Consider the following 23,730-nt stretch of genomic DNA (forward strand, 5'->3'; position numbering starts at 1 on the left):
GTTCAGACATCCGCCTCGCAGGATCTTGCTTCGCGCTCGGCCCGCAAGCGCGCCAGAGCCTCGCGCAGCAGCGGTATCCGGTTGGGCCGAAAGCTTTCATCCAGAACGGACATTGCCTGCATCCGGTCCAAGCGGAAGACACGAAAATCCTGCCGCAGGTGACACCAGGATAACAACACGCTGGCGCGATCCATGTATACGATACTCAGAGGATTGACCTTGCGTTCTGTCTCGTCGCCTTTGGCGTCAGCATATGAAAATGCTATGACTCGCTCATCCCAGGTGGCTTGACGTAAGGCGCTGACATCAACTGTCGGTTTCGCGGGGCGGGAAAATCGCGTCGCCGCCAGCACTGCATGGCTTAAGCGGTGCGACTGTCTTGGTGGCAATCGCCCCTGCAACTTGCGCAAAGCGGCACCAGCTGCGTCGGCCAGGCCCGGATCGCCAATCGCCTGAACTTCACGCAAACCCAGCACCAACGCTTCAAGCTCATCATCTGTGAACCCCAAAGGCGGCAAGGTCGCGTCTTCGATAAGGGTGAAACCAAATCCGGCTTCTCCATCGATCACCGCACCCAGCCCGCGCAGCGCGTCGATATCTCGGTGGATGGTCCGGGCCGAGACCCCCAGATCCTGCGAGAGTTGAACCGAAGTTTTCGGCGAGGGCCCAGATCGAAGGGCTTGCATCAATTGGAAGAGACGGGCGGTACGGGACATATCAGAGCGTAACTTAGCCTTAATGACACTTTCTGTCATCAGGCAAACATATTCATATCCCACCTCAAGATGGAGCTGACGATCTTGACCCTACTTACTTTCCCGTCCGCCTTTGGCCAGTACAGTGCCAGCCCGTTCTGCGTAAAGACCGCGCTTATGCTGCAGTTTGCAGGCCAGCATTGGCGACGCTTTGACATGCTGGATCCCCGCCAGATGCCGCATCAGAAACTCCCGGTGCTGCGCACGCCCGAACGACTGGTGCCCGACAGCGACTCGATCCGCGACTGGCTTGAGGCGCAAGGTGTGGATTTCGATGCGGGGCTCACCGACGTGCAGAAAGCCCAATCACGCGGGTTGATTCGGCTTGCAGAAGAGCATTTGTATTTCCACATCGTTCTGGATCGCTGGGGCAATGATGAGGTGTGGCCGATCCTGCGTGAGACCTTTTTCACCGAAATCCCCGCTTTGATCCGCAAGCCCGTTTCGAATGCGATCCGCAGATCGGTTCTGAAAGGCACACGGGCGCAAGGGATCGGGCGGTTTTCCCAGGCCGAAAGGCAAGACCGCTTGGAACATGATCTCGAGGCGATTTCTGCCTATCTGTGGCAATCGCCTTACCTGATGGGCGCCACACCGACCGCCGCCGACATGAGCGTTGGCCCAATGCTGGCTGCAATGCGCGCCACACCCGCAGACACGCCGCTGACGCGACGGATCAAACAGGATAACCTGTTGAACAGTTATGTGGACCTGATGGAGCAGGCGATACCGCTATGACGCCCTTTGACGACCCCAAAGTGGCAAATGCCTTTGAAGCGCTGCGCGAAGACACGCGCGCGGGTGCCATGGCCCTGCGCGCGCTTGTTTTCGAGACAGCCGCGTCCCTACCCACTGCGCAACCCCTGCAAGAGGCTCTGCGTTGGGGTCAGCCCGCCTATCTTGCGCCCAAAGGATCTACGATCCGGCTGGGCAGCCACAAATCCGCATCATTCGCCCTGTTCGTGCATTGCCAGAGCCGGTTGATGGGGGATTTCACCACAGCCTTTCCCGGCGATGACCGGATCGATGGCAGTCGCGCTGTGTTGTTCGACGATCCCGCACAGATCGACCCGACCCGTCACGGCTGGTTGATTGCACGTGCGCTCACCTATCATCTCTGACGGCGTTTGCGTTTGATCTTGTCTTTCTTGCGCTTGGTGCTGGCCACCTTGCGACGCGTAGACCGCCCGGCAGGGCCGCGACCGCGTGGCAGGGCCTTGTCATCGATGGACAACAGCTCCAGTTCCAGCCCGCCGGTCACGGGTGTGGCTTCGGTCAGGCGCACGGTCACACGCTGACCAATGGCGATGATCAGCCCGGTATCAGCACCCATCAAGGAGCCTGCCTCTCGGTCGAAATGAAAGAATTCCCGCCCCAGCGAGCGCACAGGTACCAGCCCGTCCGCGCCGGTTTCGTCCATCTTCACAAAGGCCCCGAACCGGGCAATACCACTGATCCGGCCTGAAAATTCATTGCCCACCCGTTCGCTGAGATAGGCCGCCAGATAGCGATCCGTCGTATCACGCTCGGCCATCATCGAGCGGCGTTCCGTGTCCGAGATATGGGTTGCCGTTTCGTCCAGCCGTGTGATTTCATCCTCGGTCAGCCCATCCTTGCCCCAGCCATGGGCCGAGATCAGCGAGCGGTGCACGATCAGGTCAGCATACCGTCGGATCGGCGAGGTAAAATGCGCATAGTTGCGCAGCGCCAAGCCGAAATGGCCGAAATTCTCGGGGTTGTAATAGGCCTGCGCCATGGACCGCAGCGTGGTCAGGTTGATCAGCTCGGCATCTTCGGTTCCGGCTGCGGCGTTCAGCAGCGCGTTCAGGTGGCGGGTTTGCAGCACCTGCCCTTTGGCCAGATTCAAGCCTGCCGCTTGCGCCGTTTCCCGTAAACTTTCCAGCTTTTCAGGCGCGGGTTCTTCATGCACGCGGAACAGCAATGGGCGGCGCTTGGCGATCAGAGTCTCGGCTGCGGCGACATTGGCGAGGATCATGAACTCTTCGATCAGCTTATGCGCATCCAGCCGGTCGCGGAATGCCACGCTGGTCACTTCGCCCGTTTCGCTCAACACGATCTTGCGTTCCGGCAGGTCCAGTTCCAAGGGCTGCCGCTCTGCCCGCGCCTTTTTCAACGCCGCATAAGCGGCATAAAGCGGCTTCAACACCGTTTCCAGCAACGGCCCGGTGCGGTCATTGGGGGAGCCGTCGATTGCCTCTTGCACCTCGGCATAATGCAACGACGCAACCGAGCGCATCAGACCGCGCACGAACCGGTGACCGATCTTGTTGCCATCCGCGTCGATCTGCATCCGCACCGCGATACAGGCGCGCGGGACACCTTCGTGCAGGGAACACAGATCGCCAGACAGCCGGTCCGGCAGCATCGGCACTACCCGGTCGGGGAAATAGCTGGAATTGCCACGCTTGCGCGCCTCACGATCCAGCGCGGTGCCTGGGGTGACATAGGCGGCAACGTCAGCAATAGCGACCCAGATCACATGCCCGCCGGGGTTGTTCGGGTCGTCATCGGCATGAGCATAACAAGCGTCATCGTGATCGCGCGCATCTGACGGGTCGATGGTCAGCAGTGGCATATCGCGCAGATCTTCCCGGCCCTTCAGCCCAGCAGGCTTGGCGGCGTCTGCCTCGGCAATCACCTTGTCGGGGAAATCATCGGGGATACCGTGCTGATGGATCGCAATAAGCGACACAGCCTTGGGGGCTGCCGGATCTCCTAACCGTTCGACAATGCGGGCGCGTGGCAGGCCCATACGGTTTTTGGGCCCGGCCTGTTCAACCTCGACCAATTCGCCGTCCTTCGCACCCAGCACAGCGCCCTCAGGCACCAGCCACTCGGTCGATCCGGCCTTGTCGATGGGTACAATCCGCCCGCCCTCGGCCCCTTTGCGAAAGATGCCGACGATCTTGCGCGGGTTGGTTCCGATACGGCGGATCAGGCGCGCCTCATAGTTGTGGTCTTCCTCATGCACCACGGTCAGCCGCGCCAGAATCCGGTCGCCTTCGCCCAGCGCAGGATCACTGGCGCGTGCAATGATCAGAACAACAGGCTCAACCCCTTCGCCATGCCATTCCAGCGGGCGTGCAAACAGGTCACCATCCGCGTTCGGAGCCTTGACCTGCAACACGCTGACCGGTGGCAGGCGATCGGGGTCGCGATAGCTGCGTTTGCGCTTTTCCAGATGGCCTTCGGCCTCCAGCTCTTTCAGGATACGCTTAAGATCAATCCGATCCGCGCCCTTGATGCCAAAGGCCTTGGCGATATCGCGTTTCGAGGTCTGGGTAGGGTTCGCCGAGATCCAGTCGAGGACCTCCTGCTTCGTGGGAATACGACTCATGTCTCCGGCGTATCATGCGTTTGCGACCGCGTCATGACCAAAAACTGTCAGGCTTTCAGATCAGCCACTGTGTCGACATCCCGCAAGTGATCCAGCAAGGCCACACGGCAGCCGGGGACCGAGGCCAATGTGTCTGCCAGAGCATATTCGGTTGACCACCGGACATTATCAAACAAACCGCGCGGCAAAGCGGCATAGCGTTGCGCGCCGACCAACCAATAGCCGCCGTCCGGGGCTGGGCCAAACACCATCAGGGCCTGCCCCAATGCCTTGAACGCCCGCGCAATATGGCTTGGGGTAATGCCCGGAATATCCGCACCAATCAGGCAAACCGGCCCTTTTGGCATCGTACGCAACATACGCCCCATCCTCTGACCCAGATCGCCCGGCCCTTGCGCGGCGCGCGGCAAATCAGCGGGCCAGACGCGACTGATCAACCCCTCTCGATCCGGGGACACGGCCAAGACGATCTGCCAACGAGGGTCACGCAACCGGCGGATCAGCGTCCGTGTCTGGTGCCGAAACCACCACGACGCCCCAACCATGCCGATATCGCGCCCCAACCGCGTTTTAACCCGCCCCGGGCGCGGTTCCTTGACCATGATGACAAGAGTGCGCTGCATGGATTAGGCGAAATAATCCGCCAGAATACGCATGTAGATCGCTTTGAGTTGTTCGATCTGAGCAACCTCAACGCATTCATCCACTTGGTGCATGGTGCGCCCGACCAGGCCGAACTCGACCACAGGACAGTGCGACTTGATGAACCGCGCGTCCGAGGTGCCACCGGTGGTCGAAAGCTCGGGCGACACACCGGTTTCGGCCTCGACCGCTTTTGCCACCAAATCCGACAGCGCACCGGGCGGGGTCAAGAAGCTCTCACCCGAGATTTTGATCCTGACATCCGCCTCAACGTCGAACTCTTCTGCCACCCGCGCGGCCTCGGACCGCAACCACTCGCTGAGGCTGGCACCGGTATGAGTGTCGTTGAACCGAATATTGACCGTCGCGCTGCACTGCGCCGGGATCACATTGGTCGCCGGATTGCCTGCGTCGATAGTAACAACCGCAAGGGTCGAAGCATCAAAATGATCGGTGCCCTGATCCAACTCGTGACTGGCCAGCCGATCCATCAGACGCGCCATTGCGGGCAGGGGGTTCTTAGCGCGATGCGGATAGGCCGAATGCCCCTGCAAACCCGTGATCGTGAACCAGGCGGTCATCGATCCCCGGCGACCGATCTTGATCATCTCACCCATATGGTTGGGGCAGGTCGGCTCGCCCACCAAACAAACACTCATGCGTTCGTTGGCTTGGTCCATATAATCAAGCAGTGCGGTGGTGCCATCCAGCGCGTCAGCCTCTTCATCGCCAGTTATGGCCAGAATGACAGCCCCGTCTGGCGGCGTATCCCGCACAAAATCTATCGCCGCCGCAGCAAAGGCAGCCACACCGGATTTCATGTCGGTCGCACCGCGGCCATAGAGAATACCATCATGTATCTCGGCCCCAAACGGAGGCTTTGTCCACGCGGCCGCGTCTCCCACGGGCACCACATCCGTGTGACCGTTAAAGCCGAAGGTCTGCCCATGACCCTGTTCACCCCAGCGCGCAAACAGGTTTGCGATGCCGCCTCGATCGACGCGGGTGCATTCAAAACCCGCATCCGTCAGTTGCTCTTCCAGCAGGACCAGCGCACCGCCTTCCTCAGGTGTGACGGAAGGGCAACGGACCAGCTCTGCGGTCAACCGGACGGGATCAGTCATCAAACGCCTCGTATTCGTGAATCAGCTTCGAGTTCACGCACAGATTCAATGAATTGTACGGAATGCCAAGCCCAACAGGGGAATTTACGTGTAAGACGCATATTCGCGCATTAGTGGATACATTAGAAAACGCATTAACTTACGCGGCGATGTCCTTGCCGTACCCCGCCAAATTGCGCTACAGCGCCGCCAAACAGATAAGCCTACGATGAAACGACTCTTTTTCGCTTTGGTCAGCCTGACGTTCATGCTTCTCGCCGAGCAAAGCCAGGCCCAGACTCTTACGGTCACCACAGTGACCCGACCTCCGTTTTCCTATGTGGAAGACGGGGCCCAAGTTGGTTTTTCGATGGACCTGCTGGCTGCTTTGGCCGAGTCGTTAAGCTGGGACTACGAGATCAACCGAGTCGAAGGGTTCGGTGATATGTTGGAAACCGTTCAGAACGGAACTGCCGATCTGGCGATTGCAAATATTTCGATTACAGCCACGCGCGAAACACAGATGGATTTCAGCCAGCCGATCTTTGAATCCGGGCTGCAAATCATGATCCCGTCCGAAGCCGCTCGCAGCCCGTCACTGCTGCAGGCTTTGTTATCGGTCGAACTCTTTATCGCGATTGGCTTGGCCTTTGCCATTCTGTTGGGTGGCGGGATGCTCATGTGGGGCTTTGAACGGCGTGCTCAGCCCTATTTTGATCGCAAGCTGAACGAAGCCTGGTTTCCTTCGTTCTGGTGGGCGCTCAACCTGGTTGTAAATGGCGGATTTGAAGAGCGCATGCCGCGCACGGCGTTTGGGCGGATGCTGGGTGTCGTGCTTGTGGTATCGTCCTTGTTCATCGTGTCCGTGTTTACCGCGCGCATCACCTCGGTCATGACGGTCGAGGCTATCAGCGGAAGTGTGAACTCGGTCAACGACCTCTATGGCAAGCAAGTAGGTACCATCAATGGGTCGACCGCCGCGAGCTTTCTGAACCGCCGCGAGATCGAGTTCACCGGTTACGAAGGTTTGACCGAACTGATCGCAGCTTTCGAGGCCAAGGACCTGGATGCGGTGATTTTTGATGCGCCAATCCTGTCCTATTATGCCACCCATGAAGGTCGACGCATTGCCACCACCACAGGCGGCGTGTTCCTGCGCGAAAACTATGGGATCGCCTTCCCAACCGGCTCGCCCTTGGTCGAAGAGGTCAACCAGGCACTATTGGCCCTGCGAGAAGACGGCACCTACGACGACATCTATAGAAAATGGTTCGGTAGCCGGAACTAGGCTTGCGGCTGGTCGTCGAAGAACGGTGTCATCTGCGCGACAATAACGGCATTCTCGTCCAGCGCGCGCTGCATCAAAGCGCGCTCATCAGGTTCGATATCGTGCCCCTGAGCTTCACGTTCTGCCAAAGTGCCATAGCCCGTGACGTCCAGTGGCGCTGTATCGGCTTGCTTTAGGATCGCCACGGTTTCACGTACCGCTTCGGCCTCGTCCACACCGCTGGCGTAACAGATCAACGCGGCACCCGTCGCGTGATCGGGCAAACCGTCACCGTCCTTGCGACCGATCTGAACCAACAAAGTGTACACCTGCTGGCGCGAAGGCTTCTTTTTCTTTTCCATATCGCTTGCCTTACGTTCGCTGATCTGGGCGGTCAACTTTTCTTTGGGTGTCAGGATCTTTGCGCGTTCCCAAATTGTATATTGTCGGAGTGGTTAAGAGAGATCAGCCACCTCTTAGAATCGACTCGACTCGGGAAACAATTTGGCTCTCTCCAAGAAATTGTCTATTTTGAGGCAGAGAATCCGCGGGGTTGAAAACGGCGGTTTTTCGCCGATCAGGCCAACCTTGTTGTGCAACAAATAGCTCATATCACAGCGAATGCGCGGTGCAGTTACTTCATCTGACCGACTGAAAATTACGCTCAATCTTACTATTAAATAAAACTTTTTTCTGAAGGGACCTTAAGATGACTACTCTCTCTAAATTGCTGACAACCACCGCAAGCCTGATCGCTCTTTCATTGACGCCAGCCGTTGGTGCTTTGTCACTTTTCTCGGCAACAGCTGCCTATGCTGAAGGTGACAGCGAAGAGCGTGAGCAGAGCGAGCGCAGGGAAGAAGCACGCGAAGAAGCTCGGGAAGAAGAGCGTGAGGAAGAGCGCGAAGAAGAGGTAGAAAAAGAGTACGCAGAAGAGCGTGAAGAAGAACGCGAAGAAGAAGTCGAAAAAGAATACGAAGAAGAACGCGAAGAAGCTCCGAAAGAAGAGCGTGAAGAAGCTCCGAAGGAAGAACGTGAGGAAGCTCCAAAGGAAGAGCGTGAGGAAGAACGCTCAGAAGAGCGTGAAGAGGAACGCGCAGAAGAGGTAAGAGAAGAAGCGCCTGAGTCTGAGGAAGAGTCAGAAAGCGAAGAAGAAGAAAGCGAAGAGTCCGAGGAAGAAAAAGAAGAATACGAGGAAGAAAAAGAAGAAGTAGAACGCCCGGGCGAGGACCGCTAATTCAAACGCTTTTCTGAGAAAACAGTGAGGTACTTACTGTTTTTGTAAATGCAAGAAAGAAAGGCCGGTGCAAGAACGCACCGGCCTTTCTGAGTCAGATAGCTGGCTCAATCGCGCAGCAGTTCGTTGATCCCGGTTTTTGAACGCGTCTGCTCATCCACACGCTTCACGATCACCGCGCAGTACAGGTTGACGTTGTTCTTGGAAGGCATCGAGCCCGCAACCACAACCGAATAGGGCGGCACCTCGCCATACATGACTTCGCCAGTTTCGCGATCCACGATCTTTGTGGATTTGCCGATGAACACGCCCATGCCCAGAACCGAGCCTTCGCGGACGATGCAGCCCTCGACCACCTCGGAACGAGCGCCGATAAAGCAGTTGTCTTCAATGATGGTAGGCCCAGCTTGCATCGGCTCCAGCACACCGCCGATACCAACGCCGCCTGACAGGTGCACGTTTTTGCCGATCTGCGCGCAGGAGCCAACGGTGGCCCAGGTATCGACCATTGTACCTTCATCCACATAGGCGCCCAGATTGACGAAGGATGGCATCAGCACGACGCCCGGCGCGATATAGGCCGACTTGCGCACAACGCAGTTCGGCACGGCGCGGAACCCGGCAGCGCGCCACTGGTCTTCACCCCAACCAGCGAACTTGCTGTCGACCTTGTCCCACCAGCCGCTGTCCTGTGGACCACCCGTCTGAATTTCCATATCCTTAATGCGAAAGCCCAGCAGTACCGCCTTCTTGGCCCATTGGTTTACGTGCCAATCACCGCTGTCCAGCTTTTCAGCCACCCGCAGCGAGCCGCTGTCCAGCGCATTCAGCGTATCTTCGATGGCTTCGCGCTGCTCGCCCGTGGTTGCGGGCGTGATGGTGTCGCGCGCCTCCCAGGCGGCTTCGATGGCGGCTTCCAGTTGCGCATTCGACATATGCGGGCTCCTTGCAGAATCTGTTCACGTTGGGTGTGCGTATAAGCATGCGGCGAAGCGGCTGCAATGCGACGCAGAGTTCGGCTGATGGCGCGGCTCACGCAGCCAACGGATCCGGTGAGATGTTGCCACCGCAGACCAACACGGCCACACGCTCGCCCGGTTGTGGCTGATACGCACCTGACAAAAGGGCTGCCAAAGCGGCGGCCCCCGCTGGCTCCACCAGAATGCGATGTGCCTGCCATAGCAGCTTTTGCGCCTCGGCAATCGCATCATCTGACACCAAAACAGAGGTCATGCCTTGCGCCAGCTCAAAACAGATCGACCCGATCCGCCTTGCACCCAGCGCATTGGCCGCGATGCCCGAGACCGAGACATCCACCGGCGCACCCGACTGCAAGGCCGTACGCAGCGCGCAGGATGTTTCCGGCTCGACAGCGACAACCTTGCGCGCACCTTGCCACCAGGCCAAAGCCCCAGCGATCAGCCCACCGCCCCCCACAGCGATCAGAACCGTGTCAGCTTGCAGATCCTGCGCGTCCCATTCGGCAAAACAGGTGCCCTGCCCGGCCACGGTTGCCGGTGCATCATAGGCGTGGATCTGCATGGCCCCCGTTTCGGCCTCATGAGCCTGAGCCGCTGTCAGCGCGTTGGCGTATTCCCCGGGCACAACGCTAAGATCGGCACCGGTTTGCTTGATCAGCGCGATCTTGGATGGGCCTGCAAGTTCCGGGACAAAGATCTTGGCCGGATAGCCAAGCGTTTTCGCGGCATAGGCCGCCGCAGCCCCATGGTTTCCACCTGACGCAGCCACAACGCCCGCCTGCGGCACATCCGAACTGAGCAAGGTGTTGAAAGCGCCCCGCGCCTTGAAGCTGCCTGTATGCTGCATTTGCTCCAACTTAAGCGCTATGGGATAACCCAACAGGTGGCTCTCCATCACTGGCGTGACCTGCGCATAGCCCGCAATTCGTTCACGCGCCTTCAATATTTCGGTTTTCCAATCCATTCTAGTTTTTCCGTGACTGGCACTCTGCCCGCGAACCCTATAGCTGTTTTGTGAACACGCAAGCAGGGATCGACTACCTATGAAAGAAGACCGTCACAGCCCGTTCCGCGACGCGCAAACCGACCGTTCGACCGCGAGCGAGGTTCCGGACACGCCGCAGACGCGCTCACCCGCCTATCGCCTTGCCTTTGCTGATGATGAGTTCCTGTGCCGCGACGAGCTGCGTCCGGTGCGCCTGCAACTGGAACTGCTCAAGCCCGAAATGATCATGACCGAGCGTGAAATCAGCTCGACCATCGTGATGTTTGGCGGGGCGCGCATTCCCGAACCGTCGCAAAAGCACACGGCGCGGACAGAAACGTTGGCGGCTCTGTCTGAGTATTACGACGAGGCGCGCGAGTTCGCCCGTTTGATGACAGAGAAATCGAATGAAACCGGCGGACGCGAAAACGTCATCGTCACCGGGGGTGGCCCCGGTGTGATGGAGGCCGGAAACCGCGGCGCGCTGGATGCAGGCGGCTCTTCTATCGGGTTGAATATCGTGCTGCCGCATGAACAGGCGCCAAACCTTTATGTGACGCCCGAGCTAAGCTTCAACTTCCATTATTTCGCCATTCGCAAGATGCATTTTCTGATGCGCGCCCGTGCCATCACCATCTTCCCAGGCGGGTTTGGTACGCTGGATGAGCTTTTTGAATCCCTGACCCTGATCCAGACCGGCCGGATGGAGCGCGTGCCCTTTCTGCTGTTTGGCCGCGCGTTCTGGGAGAAGGTGATCAACTGGGCCGCGCTGGCAGATGCCGGCACAATCTCGGACGAGGATCTGGACCTGTTCCGCTTTGTCGACACCGCGCAACAAGCGGTCGACATCATCGAGAATTGGGAGCCCGCCCCGCCCCGCGACGCAATACCGGGACGTTAAGCCATGGCCCCCAAGACCGGAGAGATGCTGCACCTGCGCGGCAATGCGCTGAACAAGGGCGAGCCCGTCGCGCTGCCTCTGACCCAAAGCAGCATGTATCACCTACCCGGGTTACCCGAAGGGCAGGCCAGTTATGGCCGGGTCGATAACCCGACCTGGGAGCATCTGGAACATGTCCTATCGCATCTCGAGGATGCACCGTGCCTGACATTCCCCTCTGGTATGGGCGCCATTTCGGCCGCACTGTTTGCCACCGTTCGGGCCGGGTCACGCTTGCTGATCCCGTCCGACGGGTACTATGTCACCCGCCTGCTGGCGGATCGGTTCCTCTCGGGCCTGGGGGTTGTGGTCGAAACCCGCCCGACCACCGCTTTTGCAAATGGTGGATTTGACCAGTTCGACGTGGTCTTTGTCGAAAGTCCGTCGAATCCCGGATTGGACATGATCGATCTGCGTGCTGTTGCCGAACAGGTCCGTGCCGCAGGCGGTGTGACCATCGCAGACAACACCACGCTGACCCCGCTGGGCCAGCGCCCTCTGGATCTGGGGATCGACATCGTCGTGTCGTCAGACACCAAGGCGATGGGTGGGCATTCCGACCTGTTGATGGGGCACGTCGCCAGCCGCAATGACCAGATCATGGAGCGGGTCGAGGAATGGCGGCGCGTCTCGGGTGCGATCCCCGGCCCGCATGAGGCATGGCTGCTGCATCGCGGACTGGAAACGCTGGATGTTCGCTTCGACCGTATGTGCAGCTCGGCCCAGGTTCTGGCGGAACGGCTGGCCGCGCATCCGGCGGTCAAGCAGCTCCGCTATCCCGGCCTGCCGGATGATCCGTCCTTTGCGCTGGCACAACGACAAACACAACGGTTCGGGTTTCTTCTGTCACTGACGCTGAACAGCGAGGACCAGGCCGAGAGGTTCATCAACGCCTGCCCCCTGCTTCGCCCGGCCACATCCTTCGGAGGCGTCCACAGTTCCGCCGAACGCCGCGCGCGCTGGGGCGACGATGTGGATCCAGCCTTCATTCGTCTTTCGGTTGGGTGTGAGCCCGTCGAAGAACTGTGGCAAGCGATCGAAGCCAGCCTGAACGCTTTATGACTTTTTCTTAGCTTCGCGCAGTTCTGGGAACAGATAGATCGGCAGCACGATGCTGGCGATCAGCGCCCCCAGCCAGACCAGCAGGGTCGCGGCCAACAGGTTGGAAACGCCACCAACAGTCAGCCCCGCCGTAATCAGATCGGTCACCAACAGCCCGACAAAGGTCACGATCAAAGCGATCCCGCCTTTCAGCGCGGGCGCTTTCTTTTCACCCAGCTTCAGGATCAACGGCTCGGCCACGACCTGAACCACGGTGAAGACAAGCACCACAACGATGAAAGATATCGGCTTGATCGCAAAGCCTGCCAGCAGCAGCGAAGCGAGCAACAACCCGATGGCGTTCCCGACCAAAAGGGCCAATGCGGATTTTATTCTGCGCGACATGGGGCGATCTCCGTCAGTAGACAATTCGAAATATGCAGATATTAGCAGGGCAATTCCATTTTGCGAGGCAATTCGGTGTCTCTGCCATTTTGACCTGTTGAAATCACATGATAAAACACCTTCATCAAGATCAGCCCCACCCACATAGACGAGAGGTGAGATGAGCGACGATCCCTATTCCGTTCTCGGCGTTGCAAAAGACGCAAGCGCTGCCGAGATCAAGAAAGCCTATCGGCGTATCGCCAAAGACTGTCATCCAGACCTCAAACCCGGCGATGCCGAAGCCGAGGCAAAGTTCAAGGCCGCTGCCGCTGCCTATGACCTGTTGAAGGACCCTGAAACCCGCGCACGGTATGACAACGGCGAGATTGACGCCTCTGGACAGGAACGGGCTCAGCAACAGTATTACCGCGACTATGCCGAAGCCGCCGGAAATCCCTATCGCGGGCGTCAGGCCGACCCAGACGATATGTCCGACATCTTCGCCGAGTTCATGCGCGGGCGCGGCGGGTTTGGTGGCCAGGGCCACCAAGAGTTCCATGCGCCCGGGCACAACCTGAACTATTCGCTGCAGATCAGTTTTCTGGACGCTGTGTTTGGTGCCAGCCAAAAGCTGACCTTGCCAGATGGCGACCGGATCGAAGTGAAAATCCCCGCCGGGATCACCGACGGGCAGACCATCCGCCTGCGCGGCAAGGGCGCTCCGGGTTATGGCAACGGCCCTGCGGGGGATGCTCTGGTCACTGTGTCGGTCGCAAAACACGCTGTGTTTGATCGACAAGGGGACGACATCCACATCACATTGCCGATCACCATTGATGAAGCGATTCTTGGCGGTAAGGTCCAGGCCCCAACTATTGACGGCGGCGTGAATGTCAGCATCCCGGCGGGCACCAGCAGCGGCAAAACCCTGCGGTTGCGCGGCAAAGGGGTCAAGAAACGCGGCACGTCTGATCGCGGAGATCAGTTGATTGAACTGACCGTCGCCATGCCCGAAAAGATCGATGACGAGTTGAAGCAGTTCATGGAGAACTGGCGCGAGATGCATCGCTATGATCCACGGAAAGGAATGCCCTCATGACCCTGACCGAGAAGGAACTGATCGAAACCGTCACCCGTCTGACCTCTGACCGTCTCAGCGAATATCTGGCCGCCGAGATTGTGATCCCCGCGCAATCTGATCAAGGGTTGGTCTATCAACGCATCGATGTTGCCCGGCTGGAACTGGCCTGCGAATTGCATGAGCAATATGACATGGAGGCCGATGCCCTATCGATGATGATGTCCCTGATCGATCAAATGCATGGATTGCGCGCCGAGCTGCGCGAGGTATTGAACGCGGTCGAGGCGCAACCGGATCCGGTGCGCAAACAATTGGTTGAAGTTATCGAAACGGCGCGCTTTCGGCGCGGGTGACCACGCTGACGGCAACGGATCCTCCCTAGAGGTCAGTTTCCAACCTGGTACTCTTCGGGCACGTAAAAGGTATAGTCCCGTTCGGCGACCGCTTCGTGGCAATCATGGCAATAGGCCACCGCAGATGCCCGATTGCCCATCGTATCCCCAAAGAGCGACCCATCGGGCATTACCATGATATAGCGCCAGTCCGCCGTATCCGGGTTTGTGCCTGCGGGCAGTTTCTCCATCACAAAAAGCGCGCCGGGGTGAACATTGCCTTCATCCGTCACTGTCAGGCTGTCCTTGGCCAGGACCGACCCGACCGGCAAAACGTCGCCATCGTGCATCGTGCCATAGTTCTCGGCGACACGGTTGGCATAGCTGTTCACATAGCGCTGACCATGGGTGGCCGAAATATAGGGTGCGTCATTGAACAGCGGCCAGCTTTGGTAATTACGGATCAGATCCATCTGCGAGGCTGCATAACCCCGGGACAATCTGCGCGACATCGACCGGTAATGCGCGTTCGCCTCGTCCTTGGTCAAATCTGCCGGATTCTCAAGTGTCAAATGCGCGTCTTGTTCAGACGTCTGCGCATCGGCAATGGAAATTCCAATGACCAGCGCGCCAAGCACACCAGCGACGGTCAAGGGTTTTGAATAATCTGCAATCATGTCTGGGCCCATCCGAACAATCGGTTCGCCTGTTTTCTGATCTGCTCTAATCAAGGTTAGGTATGGAATGAGATCTTTCCATGACCTCGTCCATGTGCCTCACCGGGTTGTGCAAATTGGTGAACACCCTGTTTCTTGACTGTAAGAAAGTTAACAAAACAGACCGCGCGACAAAACCCGATTCACATTAAAACAATCGAATTCGATGTTCGGGCCGCTGAGTCAGCCCAATCCCGCCTCGGATTCGATCTGCTTGCGCGACTTGCGGGCGCGTTCGGTGGCCGATTTCAACTGACCGCAGGCCGCCATGATATCCTCGCCCCGCGTCTTGCGGATGGGTGAGGCGTATCCCGCCTGGTAGATGATATTGGCGAAAGCGCGGATACGGTTGTTCGAGCTGCGCTTGTACGGCGCACCTGGCCATTCGTTGAAGGGGATCAGGTTGATCTTGGCCGGGATCTTGTGGCGCTTGATATGATCGATCAGGCGGTGCGCATCTTCGTCGCTGTCATTCACCCCGTCCAGCATCACATATTCAAAGGTGATGCGCTCGGAATTGGAGGCTTTGGGATAGCTGGCCAGTGCTTGCAACAGCCCTTCAATATTCCAGCGCTTGTTGATCGGCACCAACACATCCCGGGTTTCATCCGTGGTGGCGTGAAACGAGATCGCAAGCAGGCAGCCGATTTCTTCAGCCGTGCGCGCAATCTCGGGCACCACGCCCGAGGTCGACAGGGTGATCCGACGGCGCGACAGGGAAATCCCCTCGGGGTCCATCGCGATTTTCATCGCGTCGCGGACGTTTTCGAAGTTGTAAAGCGGCTCGCCCATGCCCATCAGCACAATGTTGGACAGCAGGCGCGTTTCGTCTTTGGGCGCGCCAGGGGTTGGCCATTCGTCCAGATCGTCGCGGGCCATCATCACCTGACCCACGATCTCGGCTGCGGTCAGGTTGCGCACCAGTTTCTGCGTGCCCGTGTGGCAGAAGGAACAGGTCAGCGTGCAACCCACCTGAGACGAGATGCACAGCGTTCCGCGATCTTCTTCGGGGATATAGACCACCTCGACCTCATGCCCGCCCGCAATGCGGCAGAGGTATTTGCGGGTGCCATCCTCAGACACCTGACGCGTGACCACTTCGGGGATTTCGATCACAAAGCTTTCGGCCAATTGCGCGCGGTAGGCTTTCGCCAGATTGGTCATCTCAGCAAAATCGCGCACGCCCCATTGGTAAATCCACTGCCAAATCTGGCCTGTGCGCATCTTGGCCTGCCTTTCGGGCGTGCCATGTTCGATCAGCGCCCTTCGCAGTTGATCGCGGGTCAAGCCAACAAGGTTGATCTTCCCCTCAGGCAGTTTGCGGGGGATGGTCATGACATCTTGAGTGATCGGCGCTTTGGGCGACATTGGCGTATCTCGGTGGATTCTGGCTTGGGATGCGCCTCTATATAGGACCGCGCCGAAAGATCAAAAGGAATCGTGCGGCTCAGTTCGCAAACTGCAGCAATTCGTCCACACGGGTGCGGCCAAGTTCTACCCGGCACGCAGTGATCCCGATTCCGGTGCCAGACCCACCTCCGAACGACGCACCAACCGCTTCGCATTGGGCGTCACGATAGGCGTTCCAGGCGGCCTGCGACGCCACCAATGCAGCCAATGCAACCTCTCGCCCGGTAACCTCGTCCAATTCCTGAGCCGAAGATTGCGCAATCCCAAGGGCGGCCTCAACCGCGTCGTTCACAGCAAGCTCCATATCACGGACGCAAGCGCCTATTTCGACCTGAGAGCTTGCATCTGAGCATTCAAGCGTTGGATCAGCCGATGCCGCGAACGGAACCAATAAAGCGGCCAGAAAAAAGCGCATGTTTAAACCTCCGACTCCCAAAGCCAGGCGCTCTGAGGCGCCTGACTTTGGAACTCTAACGCGGAATCTGATCTCGAACCACTGCGACTGGGTTGCCCGACGGGTGTCGTTAGATCCCAGCTGGCGGGATAAAGCAGTCATCCGCATCCAGCTGTTTCACCGGATCTTCCGGGCCGCATTGCTCACCAGACACCGGATAGGTGTCCGCTTCTTTTTCACATGCGGTCAGAACGAAGGCAGACGCAAACATCAAAGCGATCAGGGTTTTATCAATCATCAGCACAGCTCCTATTCTTTTCTGAACTACTAAGTTCAGAAATTCGACTAGGTCGCCTTGATACGGATCAAGTTTCCTGAATATCTGGAAACTAAGTACGAAATTAGGACCGCAACCGTTTGCGGCCCTGGCTATGCTCGATCAGTTGGCACAGCGCTTTTCGGCATCTTCCAAAGCAGCCGTGAACCCCAGCAGGGAAAACGTGTCTTTGGTCTGTGTGCCGCGCTCGGACCGGGCAGTCAGGACAGCTTCGGTACCGCGTTTCATCGCCGCGATCACATTGGGTTCCTGCCCTTCAGTTGCCGGCCAGGCCCATTCGCCTTCAGTGATGAACTCAAACTGCTCACCGTCAATGCTGACATTGACTGTCGAGCCCGAGGCAAAAGGGTAACCGCCGGTAAATGACACCTGCCCATTCACATTTTCGCTGGGGCGGAAAACGACAAACAACAGAATATCGCTGCGACGAACCGAAACGACGCGACCACCGCGTGTGTTTACGGTTTCGTCGGGGGTCGCCACGCTCCAGCATTCGGTCGGGTCATCTTCGACAAAAACGCTCCAATCCGTGTTTACCGCAACGCGGTTGGTGCTGTCTGTCTGCTGTGCATTGGCCGTTGTCGCCAAGCCTGCCATCAACAAGCCTGCAATGACGCGGGCGCGTTTCAATCCCATGTGTCCAGCCTCCTAGCTCGACCTATACCTCAATCCCATCGTGAACGGCTGCGAACCCTGCCGGTTCGTCTATGATCATTGCGCATTCCGATGATTGCCGACATACACACACTAACGCAGGTTTCGCCACAGGCGAAAGGGCGGTTGGCAGATTTTTGCGCAAATAATGAGAGGCCAGATGACGCAGCCAGTACCCATGACCGAGCTTTGGCGCGGACCATTGCTTGAAAGCTATCATCTCGGCCACGCCGTGATCTGCGATGACACCGGACAGATCGTACAAAGCTGGGGCGATCCAAATGCGGTGATCTTTCCCCGGTCATCGGCAAAGATGATCCAGGCACTTCCGCTGATCACCTCTGGGGCGGCGTCGAAATATGGATTGAATTCGGAACACCTGGCTTTGGCCTGTGCGTCGCATAACGGCGCGGCGATACACACCGACCGTGTGACATCATGGCTCGACCATTTGGGGCTGGGCGAGACGGATTTGCGCTGCGGTCCGCAAGAGCCTGCCGACAAGGTCGCCCGTGACCGGCTGATCCTGGCGGATGACACACCTTGTCAGATCCACAACAATTGCTCGGGCAAACACTGCGGGTTTCTGACGCTCGCTCAGCATATGGGGGCCGGGCCAGAATACCTTGAGATCGACCACCCGGTTCAACAGGCCTGCCTGTCCGCGGTCGAAGAGACCACAGGCGAAACAAGCCCAGGCTACGGGATTGACGGCTGTTCGGCCCCCAATTTCGCCACCTCGGTTCTGGGACTGGCACGGTCGATGGCCTGGTTTGCATCGGCCGCTGATCGCTCGGACCGGGCAAGCGATGCGGCACAGCAATTGACCGCGGCCATGGTGAAACACCCTGAACTTGTCGCCGGTGAGACCCGAGCCTGCACCGAGTTGATGCGCGCCATGGACGGGCGTGCCGCTATCAAGACCGGGGCAGAGGCTGTGTTTGTCGCCATTATCCCGGAAAAGCGGATGGGCGTGGCGCTGAAGATCACCGATGGCACCACCCGCGCCAGCGAATGTGCCATTGCCGCAATATTGGTGAGCCTTGGTGTGCTCGAGGCCGATCACCCGGCCACGAGAAAATTCATGAATGCCACTCAATTCAGCCGCCGTGGCCTGGAAAGCGGGATCATCCGGCCCGCGCCGGACTTTCCCAATCCGGCCTAGAACTCGTGGATCTCGGCCACCTCAACCGAGCCTGATCCATTCACAACCATGGGGCAGCCTTTCGCCATGTCATTGGCGTCGTCGATCGAGTTGGCCATGACCACGCTGAAACCGGATGCCGGGTTAGCCCCGCCATTGTCTTCGACGCCGTTCGAACTGACAGTATAGGACTGCCCGACCGGGTTACCCGGGATTTTGACCGCGTCGCCCATGCCCTGGAACCAAGCGCCCCATGCGGCCATGGTGGCATCGATCTCGGCTTGGCTCTGTGGCGCCGCACCTCCGTGGTAGACAAATAAATATTGGGGCATATCGCTCCTCCCTGATGAAATCTATTGGCACTGCGCTTCGAGCTTGCGCAGCGAAGACGTCCAGCCTTTGGTGTGATTGGCCGCAGCTTCTGCATCGGCCAGTTCGCGGTGATCCAGAACCAGCCGCGCACCCTCATTGGTGGCTTGGACCGAGAAGGTCACATGGCTTTCCGGACCTCGTTGATCCTGATCGTCGTGCCAAGCCCAAGTGAACCCGACAGAGTTGGGCGGGTCTATATGAGTCACTTGGCCCGAAACCTTGTATCTCTGGCCTTCGCTGTTTTGCATGACAGAATACCACGGCCCCAACCGTGAGAAATCCAGATCATGTTCGGGCACATGCATTCCTTCGGGACCCCACCACCGCAGCAGTTTGGCCCCATCCGTCACCCAGGCAAAAAGGGTTTCGGGGCTGACCGGGAAATCCCGTTCCAGTTTTAAATCGGCCATGATGTCTCCTGCTCCAAAAGATCGCCCAAACGATCCAGGCTTGTTTCCCAGAATTGCCGTTTCGAAATGGTCCAGTCTGCAATGGCGCGCAGCCCTTCAGGTTGGATCGAATAGATGCGCCGCGTTCCTTGCACCCGTTGCTGCACCAAGCCCGCCTGTCGCAGCACCTTTAGATGTCGTGAGATGGCGGCCCCCGACATCCCTTTGCCTCTGACAAGATCACCGGCAGGCAGTTCGCCATGGTCCATAAGCTGTTCAACAATCGACAAACGGGTTTCGTCGGCCAAGGCGGCAAAGGAGGGTACAAGACTGGTCATGATCATTATTTAACACATTTGTTAAATTAACGAAAGCTGAAAGAAAGCTGGGTGCGCGAGTCACAATCACAGGCCAAATGTGAGAAAAGTCACATACACACGGCCATTTCACGCTAAAGTCGACGCATTCAAGGTACAAAGGTCAAACTGAACAGACATAATACGCTGGTTGTTTGACGCATTAACGAGGAGACTTAAGTTGCGGATTACATCTACTTCCTTAATCGTTCTCAGCGCTGTTGCGCTTGCGGGCTGTGCTTCTCCCTGGTCGCAGACCGAAGTCGTCAATCCAACAACATCAACTGTCCAACCTGCAAGTGCGGTTGCGACACCGCAAGCATCGACAGCATCAACCGGAAGCACCGCTGCTTCGTCTCAGCCCAGCATTGGCGGCGAAGACCGCGAAGGCGGAGACTCGGGTGGCAGTTCTGGTGGCGACAGCGGTGGATCTTCCGGTGGCAGCAGCGGTGGTGGATCAGGCGGTGGCGGTGCCGGTGGTAGCAGCGGCGGCGGATCAGGTGGCGGCGGTGCCGGTGGTGGATCCGGTGGTGGTAGTGGATCCGGCGGTGGCAGTGGTACCGGCGGTGGCGGTGGCGATAGCTGGGGTTGATCTGAAAAGGGGCGCGACATGTCACGGCACAGCCTTGCGCGCAAAACAGCGCGCGCTCTGACCCCGGCTCTGGTTGCACTCGTCCTAACGGGTGCTTCTCACGCCCAATCGGTGGGCGATGCGTTGGGGCAATCGGTCGGCAGCAATCGCATTGCGATTGTCATCGGCAATCAGGACTATGACGTTGTTGGTGATCTCAGCAATGCGCGCAAGGACGCCCAAGACATCGCAGACATGCTGCGCAGCTTCGATTTCAGGGTCTATGACGGATATGACCTCAGCAAACGCGAGTTTGAAGAGCTTATTCGCACGGCCGTTTTGAATATCCCCGATGCTGCGGATGTGCTTTTCTACTATGCGGGCCACGGTATTCAGATCGGGCGGCGGAACTACTTGCTGCCCGTTGATGCCCAGTTCGAGAGCATTTACGATGTTCCCCTGGCAACCATGACACTGGACCGCATAATCGACACCTTGTCCGCGCGCAGTGCTGCGCATGTTGCCATTCTGGATTCCTGCCGGGACAATCCCTTTCAGGATCTTCGTCTGGCGGCTGATCTGGACGCCAACCTGTTTGAAACCCGCTCGGGCTTTGACGTGTTCAGCACACCGCTGAATTCTCTGGTCGCGTATTCCACGTCGCCGGGAGCAGTGGCCAGTGACGGCGACTTGGGTCAAAACAGCCCCTATACAGCGGCAGTTCTGGAGACAGTGAAATCATCGCCCTTCCACAACATCCAGCAGTTGTTCCCCGTCATCCGTGAACGGGTCCACTCGAAAACGTCAGGCAAGCAGATCCCCTGGGAAAGCTCGACTTTGGTGCGCCCGTTCTATCTGGCCCAACAGCAGGCCGAGACTCCGGAAATTCAGGTGGAAAACACTGGCTCACAATCGCTGGACCTGAGTCTTCAGTTCGACAAGACCATTCCACTGACGCAACGCATTGAGCAGGCTTTGGGTGACGACATCGTCTCGGTACGTCTTGTTGATTCACCTGATCGCGGCAGCCTGAATACAGGCAGCCGATCGCAATCAAATGACGTGATCTATACGCCCGAAATCTCGGACACCCGCGCGTTAGAGATTGTAGACAGTTTCTCTGACACGTTCACGGTTGAGGTCGTTACAGATGATCGAACCGCCCAGAATGTTGATGTCTCGCTGGAACTGGGTCTGAATGCGTGCGACCTTGAGGCTGGCGATGCTCTGGACCTGAACGGGGTCGGCGTATTCCGGCTGCCCAACGAGCTGAACATCACCAATGCGCTTGCGGCTTGTACCGCAGCTGTGGACGAACATCCCGAAATTGCCCGGTTTCAGTATCAGCTGGGTCGCGCACAACAGGCGGCTGGCAATGTTGCGGACGCCTATGAAAGCTTTTCCGCCGCAGCCGATGCCGGACATATCCGGGCCAAATATGCGCTGGCCATTCTGCTGGACACCGACCGCATAGACCGCGCCGTAACGCGCATCCCCTATGAACCGGACAAGGCGCGCGCGCTGTTGGAAGAAGGCACCGCCCAGCAAGACCCCTATGCTATGCACCGTTTGGGCAAGGACCTGTTACGCCAAGGCGAAACCGCCGATGAGAAAAAGCGCGGCTTTGAGCTGCTCGAACGCTCGGTCGAACTGGGTCATACCTTCTCGATGAACGAGTTGGGGCTCTATTTCCTGCGCGAGAACTCGGATCACTATATCCCCGAACGCGGAATGCGGTATCTGCGTGCGTCCGAGCTGCGCAAGGATATCTATGGCTATGACAATCTTGCCTATGTTGCGCTGAACGGGCTGGGTGGCAATCCAGTCGATCTAAACAAGGCTGAAGGATACTTTCTGGCCGCCGCCGAGGGGGGTCACCCCACCGCCCCGGCCAGCATCGCTCGCATGATCCTGCGCGACCAACTTCCGGGCAGGACACGCGCCGAGGCACTCGACTGGTACGACACCTCTTTGTCCAGAGGAGACGCCTGGGGCGGAGCAAATGGTGCATATATCATTCTCGATGGTCAGGTCTCGGGGCTTGGCCCGGCGGATGCGGCCTTGCGGGCCGCCAAGGCCGCGCTTTTGCCCAATGAAGAGGCCGCAAGCCAGGCACGATCACAGCTCGACAACATCTCGCGGACGGATCTGGATCGAGCCCTGCAAATGGCGTTGAACGAGTTGGGTGGCAGTATCGCCGTAGACGGTCAGGTCGGGCCTGCGACAGAGGCCGCATTGGAAAACATTAGCGCGGAATACGGCGTGCCGGTGCCCTTTGCAGCGTCGAATGACCCGAAAGAGCGGCTATTGCTGGCCGCGCGCGTGTACTGGGCGCAAAACCCGGTGCGGTTCGATCTGTTCTGATACCTCAGGTCACGAAATCGCTGCGTGCATAGCCTTGCAGATACAGCAGGGCCGTCAGATCCCCGTGATTGACACGCACGTCGCATTCGGCTGCAACCGAGGGCTTCGCGTGCAGGGCCACACCGGTCCCGGCCCGCCCCAACATGCCCAAATCATTTGCGCCATCTCCCACCGCGATGACGTCGCTCTCGGCCAGCCCCAAACGGGTTGAAATCTGCTCCAGCGCCTCGATCTTGGCCTGCCGTCCCAGAATGGGCCGCTGCACATCACCGGTCAGCTTGCCCCCTTCGGCCAGCAGCGTATTGGCGCGGTTCTCGTCAAATCCCAACTCGGCAGCAACCTGTGACGTAAAGGCCGTGAACCCGCCAGACACCAGCGCTGCATAAGCACCGTTTGCCCGCATCGTCGCCAACAGCGCTTTGCCGCCCGGCATTAAAGTGATCCGCTCGTTCAGAACCTTGTCGATCACGCTTTCATCGAGGCCTTTCAACAGCCCAACCCGCTCGGTCAGCGCGCCTTCGAAATCCAACTCGCCATTCATGGTGCGCGCCGTGATGTCCTTGACCCGCGCGCCTACACCGGCCTCATCGGCCAATTCGTCGATGCATTCCTGCTGAATCATGGTGCTGTCCATATCCGCCAACAGCATCTTTTTGCGCCGACCCTCGGCCGGTTGCACGATCAGGTCCACACCCGAGCCTTGTAGGTCTTGCCAGACGTCCCACAGGTTCTCTGGCACTGTTGGAAGGGCGAACTCGGCCGCCTCGTCAGGGCTCAGCCAGATCCCGTCGCCGCCACCCCAGGCATTGCGCAGTGACTCGACCAAGGCCTGTTCCAGCGTGGGCGCATTGGGATTGGTCAACAGGGTGGCAATGTACATCTTGGGTCTCCGGTTCGTTCCCCTGCGCATAACGC

Annotated in this window: 28 protein-coding genes; 11 read left to right on the plus strand and 17 right to left on the minus strand. The window is 58.5% G+C overall.

Annotated features, from left to right (window positions below; genetic code table 11):
- Positions 1-2: 2 nt before the first annotated feature.
- Positions 3-716 carry a YafY family protein gene (locus GOW40_RS07455; RefSeq protein ID WP_171132140.1) on the minus strand — a complete coding sequence of 238 codons (714 nt, stop codon included), beginning with the start codon at positions 714-716 and terminating at the stop codon, positions 3-5.
- A gap of 84 nt (positions 717-800) precedes the next feature.
- Between GOW40_RS07455 and GOW40_RS07460 the strand changes: the two genes are divergently transcribed.
- Both GOW40_RS07460 and GOW40_RS07465 read left to right on the plus strand, forming a co-directional pair.
- Positions 801-1,493, plus strand: a complete 693-nt coding sequence (locus tag GOW40_RS07460; RefSeq protein WP_254444363.1) for a glutathione S-transferase family protein — start codon at positions 801-803, stop codon at positions 1,491-1,493.
- Complete coding sequence (locus GOW40_RS07465; protein ID WP_171132136.1) at positions 1,490-1,876, plus strand: DUF1801 domain-containing protein; 387 nt, start codon at positions 1,490-1,492, stop codon at positions 1,874-1,876. The genes GOW40_RS07460 and GOW40_RS07465 overlap by 4 nt, the downstream gene beginning before the upstream one ends.
- Here GOW40_RS07465 and rnr read toward each other — a convergent pair.
- From rnr to dapE, 3 genes are read right to left on the minus strand one after another with little or no spacing between them, the layout of a single operon-like run.
- Entirely contained in the window at positions 1,867-4,113 is a 2,247-nt protein-coding gene (rnr, locus tag GOW40_RS07470; protein ID WP_171132134.1) for a ribonuclease R, read from the minus strand. The two genes, GOW40_RS07465 and rnr, sit on opposite strands and share 10 nt — an antisense overlap.
- Before the next feature lie 47 nt (positions 4,114-4,160).
- Entirely contained in the window at positions 4,161-4,736 is a 576-nt protein-coding gene (locus tag GOW40_RS07475) for a TIGR04282 family arsenosugar biosynthesis glycosyltransferase (protein WP_171132132.1), read from the minus strand.
- Between the two features lie 3 nt (positions 4,737-4,739).
- Positions 4,740-5,879, minus strand: a complete 1,140-nt coding sequence (dapE, locus tag GOW40_RS07480; RefSeq protein WP_171132130.1) for a succinyl-diaminopimelate desuccinylase — start codon at positions 5,877-5,879, stop codon at positions 4,740-4,742.
- 208 nt (positions 5,880-6,087) lie between these two features.
- Between dapE and GOW40_RS07485 the strand changes: the two genes are divergently transcribed.
- Entirely contained in the window at positions 6,088-7,146 is a 1,059-nt protein-coding gene (locus tag GOW40_RS07485) for a transporter substrate-binding domain-containing protein (RefSeq protein ID WP_171132128.1), read from the plus strand.
- Here GOW40_RS07485 and GOW40_RS07490 read toward each other — a convergent pair.
- Entirely contained in the window at positions 7,143-7,487 is a 345-nt protein-coding gene (locus GOW40_RS07490) for a hypothetical protein (RefSeq protein ID WP_171132126.1), read from the minus strand. The two genes, GOW40_RS07485 and GOW40_RS07490, sit on opposite strands and share 4 nt — an antisense overlap.
- 347 nt (positions 7,488-7,834) lie before the next feature.
- On the opposite strand from GOW40_RS07490, the gene GOW40_RS07495 reads away from it, so the two are divergent.
- Positions 7,835-8,362 carry a hypothetical protein gene (locus GOW40_RS07495; protein WP_171132124.1) on the plus strand — a complete coding sequence of 176 codons (528 nt, stop codon included), beginning with the start codon at positions 7,835-7,837 and terminating at the stop codon, positions 8,360-8,362.
- A gap of 107 nt (positions 8,363-8,469) precedes the next feature.
- Here GOW40_RS07495 and dapD read toward each other — a convergent pair whose 3' ends face one another.
- Entirely contained in the window at positions 8,470-9,297 is an 828-nt protein-coding gene (gene dapD, locus GOW40_RS07500; RefSeq protein WP_171132122.1) for a 2,3,4,5-tetrahydropyridine-2,6-dicarboxylate N-succinyltransferase, read from the minus strand.
- A 97-nt stretch (positions 9,298-9,394) separates the two neighbouring features.
- Positions 9,395-10,306, minus strand: coding sequence for a threonine/serine dehydratase (locus tag GOW40_RS07505; RefSeq protein ID WP_171132120.1), 912 nt, complete (start codon positions 10,304-10,306; stop codon positions 9,395-9,397).
- A 79-nt stretch (positions 10,307-10,385) separates the two neighbouring features.
- Between GOW40_RS07505 and GOW40_RS07510 the strand changes: the two genes are divergently transcribed.
- On the plus strand, positions 10,386-11,228 hold the full coding sequence (locus GOW40_RS07510) for a TIGR00730 family Rossman fold protein (RefSeq protein ID WP_171101455.1): 843 nt from the start codon (positions 10,386-10,388) through the stop codon (positions 11,226-11,228).
- A gap of 3 nt (positions 11,229-11,231) precedes the next feature.
- On the plus strand, positions 11,232-12,329 hold the full coding sequence (locus tag GOW40_RS07515) for a cystathionine gamma-lyase (RefSeq protein ID WP_171132118.1): 1,098 nt from the start codon (positions 11,232-11,234) through the stop codon (positions 12,327-12,329).
- On the opposite strand, the gene GOW40_RS07520 is transcribed toward GOW40_RS07515, so the two are convergent.
- On the minus strand, positions 12,324-12,713 hold the full coding sequence (locus GOW40_RS07520; RefSeq protein ID WP_171101459.1) for a hypothetical protein: 390 nt from the start codon (positions 12,711-12,713) through the stop codon (positions 12,324-12,326). The genes GOW40_RS07515 and GOW40_RS07520 overlap by 6 nt on opposite strands.
- Positions 12,714-12,873: 160 nt before the next feature.
- Here GOW40_RS07520 and GOW40_RS07525 point away from each other — a divergent pair, with 160 nt between their 5' ends.
- Positions 12,874-13,794, plus strand: coding sequence for a DnaJ C-terminal domain-containing protein (locus GOW40_RS07525; protein WP_171132116.1), 921 nt, complete (start codon positions 12,874-12,876; stop codon positions 13,792-13,794).
- Positions 13,791-14,129 (plus strand): hypothetical protein, encoded by a 339-nt coding sequence (locus tag GOW40_RS07530; protein ID WP_171136606.1) that lies wholly within the window; start codon positions 13,791-13,793, stop codon positions 14,127-14,129. The genes GOW40_RS07525 and GOW40_RS07530 overlap by 4 nt, the downstream gene beginning before the upstream one ends.
- A gap of 32 nt (positions 14,130-14,161) precedes the next feature.
- Here GOW40_RS07530 and GOW40_RS07535 read toward each other — a convergent pair whose 3' ends face one another.
- From GOW40_RS07535 to GOW40_RS07555, 5 genes are all read right to left on the minus strand, one after another.
- Positions 14,162-14,785, minus strand: a complete 624-nt coding sequence (locus tag GOW40_RS07535) for a cytochrome P460 family protein (RefSeq protein ID WP_171132112.1) — start codon at positions 14,783-14,785, stop codon at positions 14,162-14,164.
- A 222-nt stretch (positions 14,786-15,007) separates the two neighbouring features.
- Positions 15,008-16,192: a 23S rRNA (adenine(2503)-C(2))-methyltransferase RlmN gene (gene rlmN / locus GOW40_RS07540; protein WP_171132110.1), complete on the minus strand. Its 1,185-nt coding sequence runs from the start codon at positions 16,190-16,192 to the stop codon at positions 15,008-15,010.
- Positions 16,193-16,271: 79 nt separating this feature from the next.
- The gene (locus tag GOW40_RS07545) at positions 16,272-16,649 is read right to left on the minus strand and encodes a lysozyme inhibitor LprI family protein (protein WP_171132108.1); all 378 of its coding nucleotides are present in this window, start codon (positions 16,647-16,649) and stop codon (positions 16,272-16,274) included.
- Positions 16,650-16,758: 109 nt separating this feature from the next.
- Positions 16,759-16,926 (minus strand): hypothetical protein, encoded by a 168-nt coding sequence (locus tag GOW40_RS07550; protein ID WP_171132106.1) that lies wholly within the window; start codon positions 16,924-16,926, stop codon positions 16,759-16,761.
- A 141-nt stretch (positions 16,927-17,067) separates the two neighbouring features.
- A complete protein-coding gene (locus GOW40_RS07555; RefSeq protein ID WP_171101471.1) occupies positions 17,068-17,601 on the minus strand; it encodes an invasion associated locus B family protein in 534 nt (177 codons plus the stop codon).
- 178 nt (positions 17,602-17,779) lie between these two features.
- Between GOW40_RS07555 and GOW40_RS07560 the strand changes: the two genes are divergently transcribed.
- A complete protein-coding gene (locus GOW40_RS07560; RefSeq protein ID WP_171132104.1) occupies positions 17,780-18,784 on the plus strand; it encodes an asparaginase in 1,005 nt (334 codons plus the stop codon).
- Here the strand turns inward: GOW40_RS07560 and GOW40_RS07565 are convergent.
- From GOW40_RS07565 to GOW40_RS07575, 3 genes are read right to left on the minus strand one after another with little or no spacing between them, the layout of a single operon-like run.
- Positions 18,781-19,095 (minus strand): YciI family protein, encoded by a 315-nt coding sequence (locus tag GOW40_RS07565; RefSeq protein ID WP_171101474.1) that lies wholly within the window; start codon positions 19,093-19,095, stop codon positions 18,781-18,783. The genes GOW40_RS07560 and GOW40_RS07565 overlap by 4 nt on opposite strands.
- 21 nt (positions 19,096-19,116) lie before the next feature.
- On the minus strand, positions 19,117-19,545 hold the full coding sequence (locus GOW40_RS07570) for an SRPBCC domain-containing protein (RefSeq protein ID WP_171132101.1): 429 nt from the start codon (positions 19,543-19,545) through the stop codon (positions 19,117-19,119).
- Positions 19,533-19,862 carry a helix-turn-helix transcriptional regulator gene (locus tag GOW40_RS07575; RefSeq protein ID WP_171101479.1) on the minus strand — a complete coding sequence of 110 codons (330 nt, stop codon included), beginning with the start codon at positions 19,860-19,862 and terminating at the stop codon, positions 19,533-19,535. The genes GOW40_RS07570 and GOW40_RS07575 overlap by 13 nt, the downstream gene beginning before the upstream one ends.
- 419 nt (positions 19,863-20,281) lie before the next feature.
- Here GOW40_RS07575 and GOW40_RS07580 point away from each other — a divergent pair, with 419 nt between their 5' ends.
- The gene (locus GOW40_RS07580) at positions 20,282-20,533 is read left to right on the plus strand and encodes a hypothetical protein (RefSeq protein WP_171230920.1); all 252 of its coding nucleotides are present in this window, start codon (positions 20,282-20,284) and stop codon (positions 20,531-20,533) included.
- Positions 20,491-22,815 carry a caspase family protein gene (locus GOW40_RS07585; RefSeq protein WP_171132097.1) on the plus strand — a complete coding sequence of 775 codons (2,325 nt, stop codon included), beginning with the start codon at positions 20,491-20,493 and terminating at the stop codon, positions 22,813-22,815. Before GOW40_RS07580 ends, GOW40_RS07585 begins: the two co-directional genes overlap by 43 nt.
- Positions 22,816-22,819: 4 nt before the next feature.
- On the opposite strand, the gene serB is transcribed toward GOW40_RS07585, so the two are convergent.
- A complete protein-coding gene (serB, locus tag GOW40_RS07590; protein ID WP_171132095.1) occupies positions 22,820-23,695 on the minus strand; it encodes a phosphoserine phosphatase SerB in 876 nt (291 codons plus the stop codon).
- Positions 23,696-23,730 lie beyond the last annotated feature (35 nt).

This window comes from Ruegeria sp. HKCCA6707 (assembly GCF_013033515.1).
In the GTDB taxonomy this organism is placed as follows: Bacteria; Pseudomonadota; Alphaproteobacteria; order Rhodobacterales; family Rhodobacteraceae; genus Ruegeria.

Coding starts and splice junctions, on each gene's coding strand:
- GOW40_RS07455 (WP_171132140.1), bottom strand. CDS start 716: ATGTCCCGTACCGCCCGTCTCTTCCAATTGATGCAAGCCCTTCGATCT.
- GOW40_RS07465 (WP_171132136.1), top strand. CDS start 1,490: ATGACGCCCTTTGACGACCCCAAAGTGGCAAATGCCTTTGAAGCGCTG.
- rnr (WP_171132134.1), bottom strand. CDS start 4,113: ATGAGTCGTATTCCCACGAAGCAGGAGGTCCTCGACTGGATCTCGGCG.
- GOW40_RS07475 (WP_171132132.1), bottom strand. CDS start 4,736: ATGCAGCGCACTCTTGTCATCATGGTCAAGGAACCGCGCCCGGGGCGG.
- dapE (WP_171132130.1), bottom strand. CDS start 5,879: ATGACTGATCCCGTCCGGTTGACCGCAGAGCTGGTCCGTTGCCCTTCC.
- GOW40_RS07485 (WP_171132128.1), top strand. CDS start 6,088: ATGAAACGACTCTTTTTCGCTTTGGTCAGCCTGACGTTCATGCTTCTC.
- GOW40_RS07490 (WP_171132126.1), bottom strand. CDS start 7,487: ATGGAAAAGAAAAAGAAGCCTTCGCGCCAGCAGGTGTACACTTTGTTG.
- GOW40_RS07495 (WP_171132124.1), top strand. CDS start 7,835: ATGACTACTCTCTCTAAATTGCTGACAACCACCGCAAGCCTGATCGCT.
- dapD (WP_171132122.1), bottom strand. CDS start 9,297: ATGTCGAATGCGCAACTGGAAGCCGCCATCGAAGCCGCCTGGGAGGCG.
- GOW40_RS07505 (WP_171132120.1), bottom strand. CDS start 10,306: ATGGATTGGAAAACCGAAATATTGAAGGCGCGTGAACGAATTGCGGGC.
- GOW40_RS07510 (WP_171101455.1), top strand. CDS start 10,386: ATGAAAGAAGACCGTCACAGCCCGTTCCGCGACGCGCAAACCGACCGT.
- GOW40_RS07515 (WP_171132118.1), top strand. CDS start 11,232: ATGGCCCCCAAGACCGGAGAGATGCTGCACCTGCGCGGCAATGCGCTG.
- GOW40_RS07520 (WP_171101459.1), bottom strand. CDS start 12,713: ATGTCGCGCAGAATAAAATCCGCATTGGCCCTTTTGGTCGGGAACGCC.
- GOW40_RS07525 (WP_171132116.1), top strand. CDS start 12,874: ATGAGCGACGATCCCTATTCCGTTCTCGGCGTTGCAAAAGACGCAAGC.
- GOW40_RS07530 (WP_171136606.1), top strand. CDS start 13,791: ATGACCCTGACCGAGAAGGAACTGATCGAAACCGTCACCCGTCTGACC.
- GOW40_RS07535 (WP_171132112.1), bottom strand. CDS start 14,785: ATGATTGCAGATTATTCAAAACCCTTGACCGTCGCTGGTGTGCTTGGC.
- rlmN (WP_171132110.1), bottom strand. CDS start 16,192: ATGTCGCCCAAAGCGCCGATCACTCAAGATGTCATGACCATCCCCCGC.
- GOW40_RS07545 (WP_171132108.1), bottom strand. CDS start 16,649: ATGCGCTTTTTTCTGGCCGCTTTATTGGTTCCGTTCGCGGCATCGGCT.
- GOW40_RS07550 (WP_171132106.1), bottom strand. CDS start 16,926: ATGATTGATAAAACCCTGATCGCTTTGATGTTTGCGTCTGCCTTCGTT.
- GOW40_RS07555 (WP_171101471.1), bottom strand. CDS start 17,601: ATGGGATTGAAACGCGCCCGCGTCATTGCAGGCTTGTTGATGGCAGGC.
- GOW40_RS07560 (WP_171132104.1), top strand. CDS start 17,780: ATGACGCAGCCAGTACCCATGACCGAGCTTTGGCGCGGACCATTGCTT.
- GOW40_RS07565 (WP_171101474.1), bottom strand. CDS start 19,095: ATGCCCCAATATTTATTTGTCTACCACGGAGGTGCGGCGCCACAGAGC.
- GOW40_RS07570 (WP_171132101.1), bottom strand. CDS start 19,545: ATGGCCGATTTAAAACTGGAACGGGATTTCCCGGTCAGCCCCGAAACC.
- GOW40_RS07575 (WP_171101479.1), bottom strand. CDS start 19,862: ATGACCAGTCTTGTACCCTCCTTTGCCGCCTTGGCCGACGAAACCCGT.
- GOW40_RS07585 (WP_171132097.1), top strand. CDS start 20,491: ATGTCACGGCACAGCCTTGCGCGCAAAACAGCGCGCGCTCTGACCCCG.
- serB (WP_171132095.1), bottom strand. CDS start 23,695: ATGTACATTGCCACCCTGTTGACCAATCCCAATGCGCCCACGCTGGAA.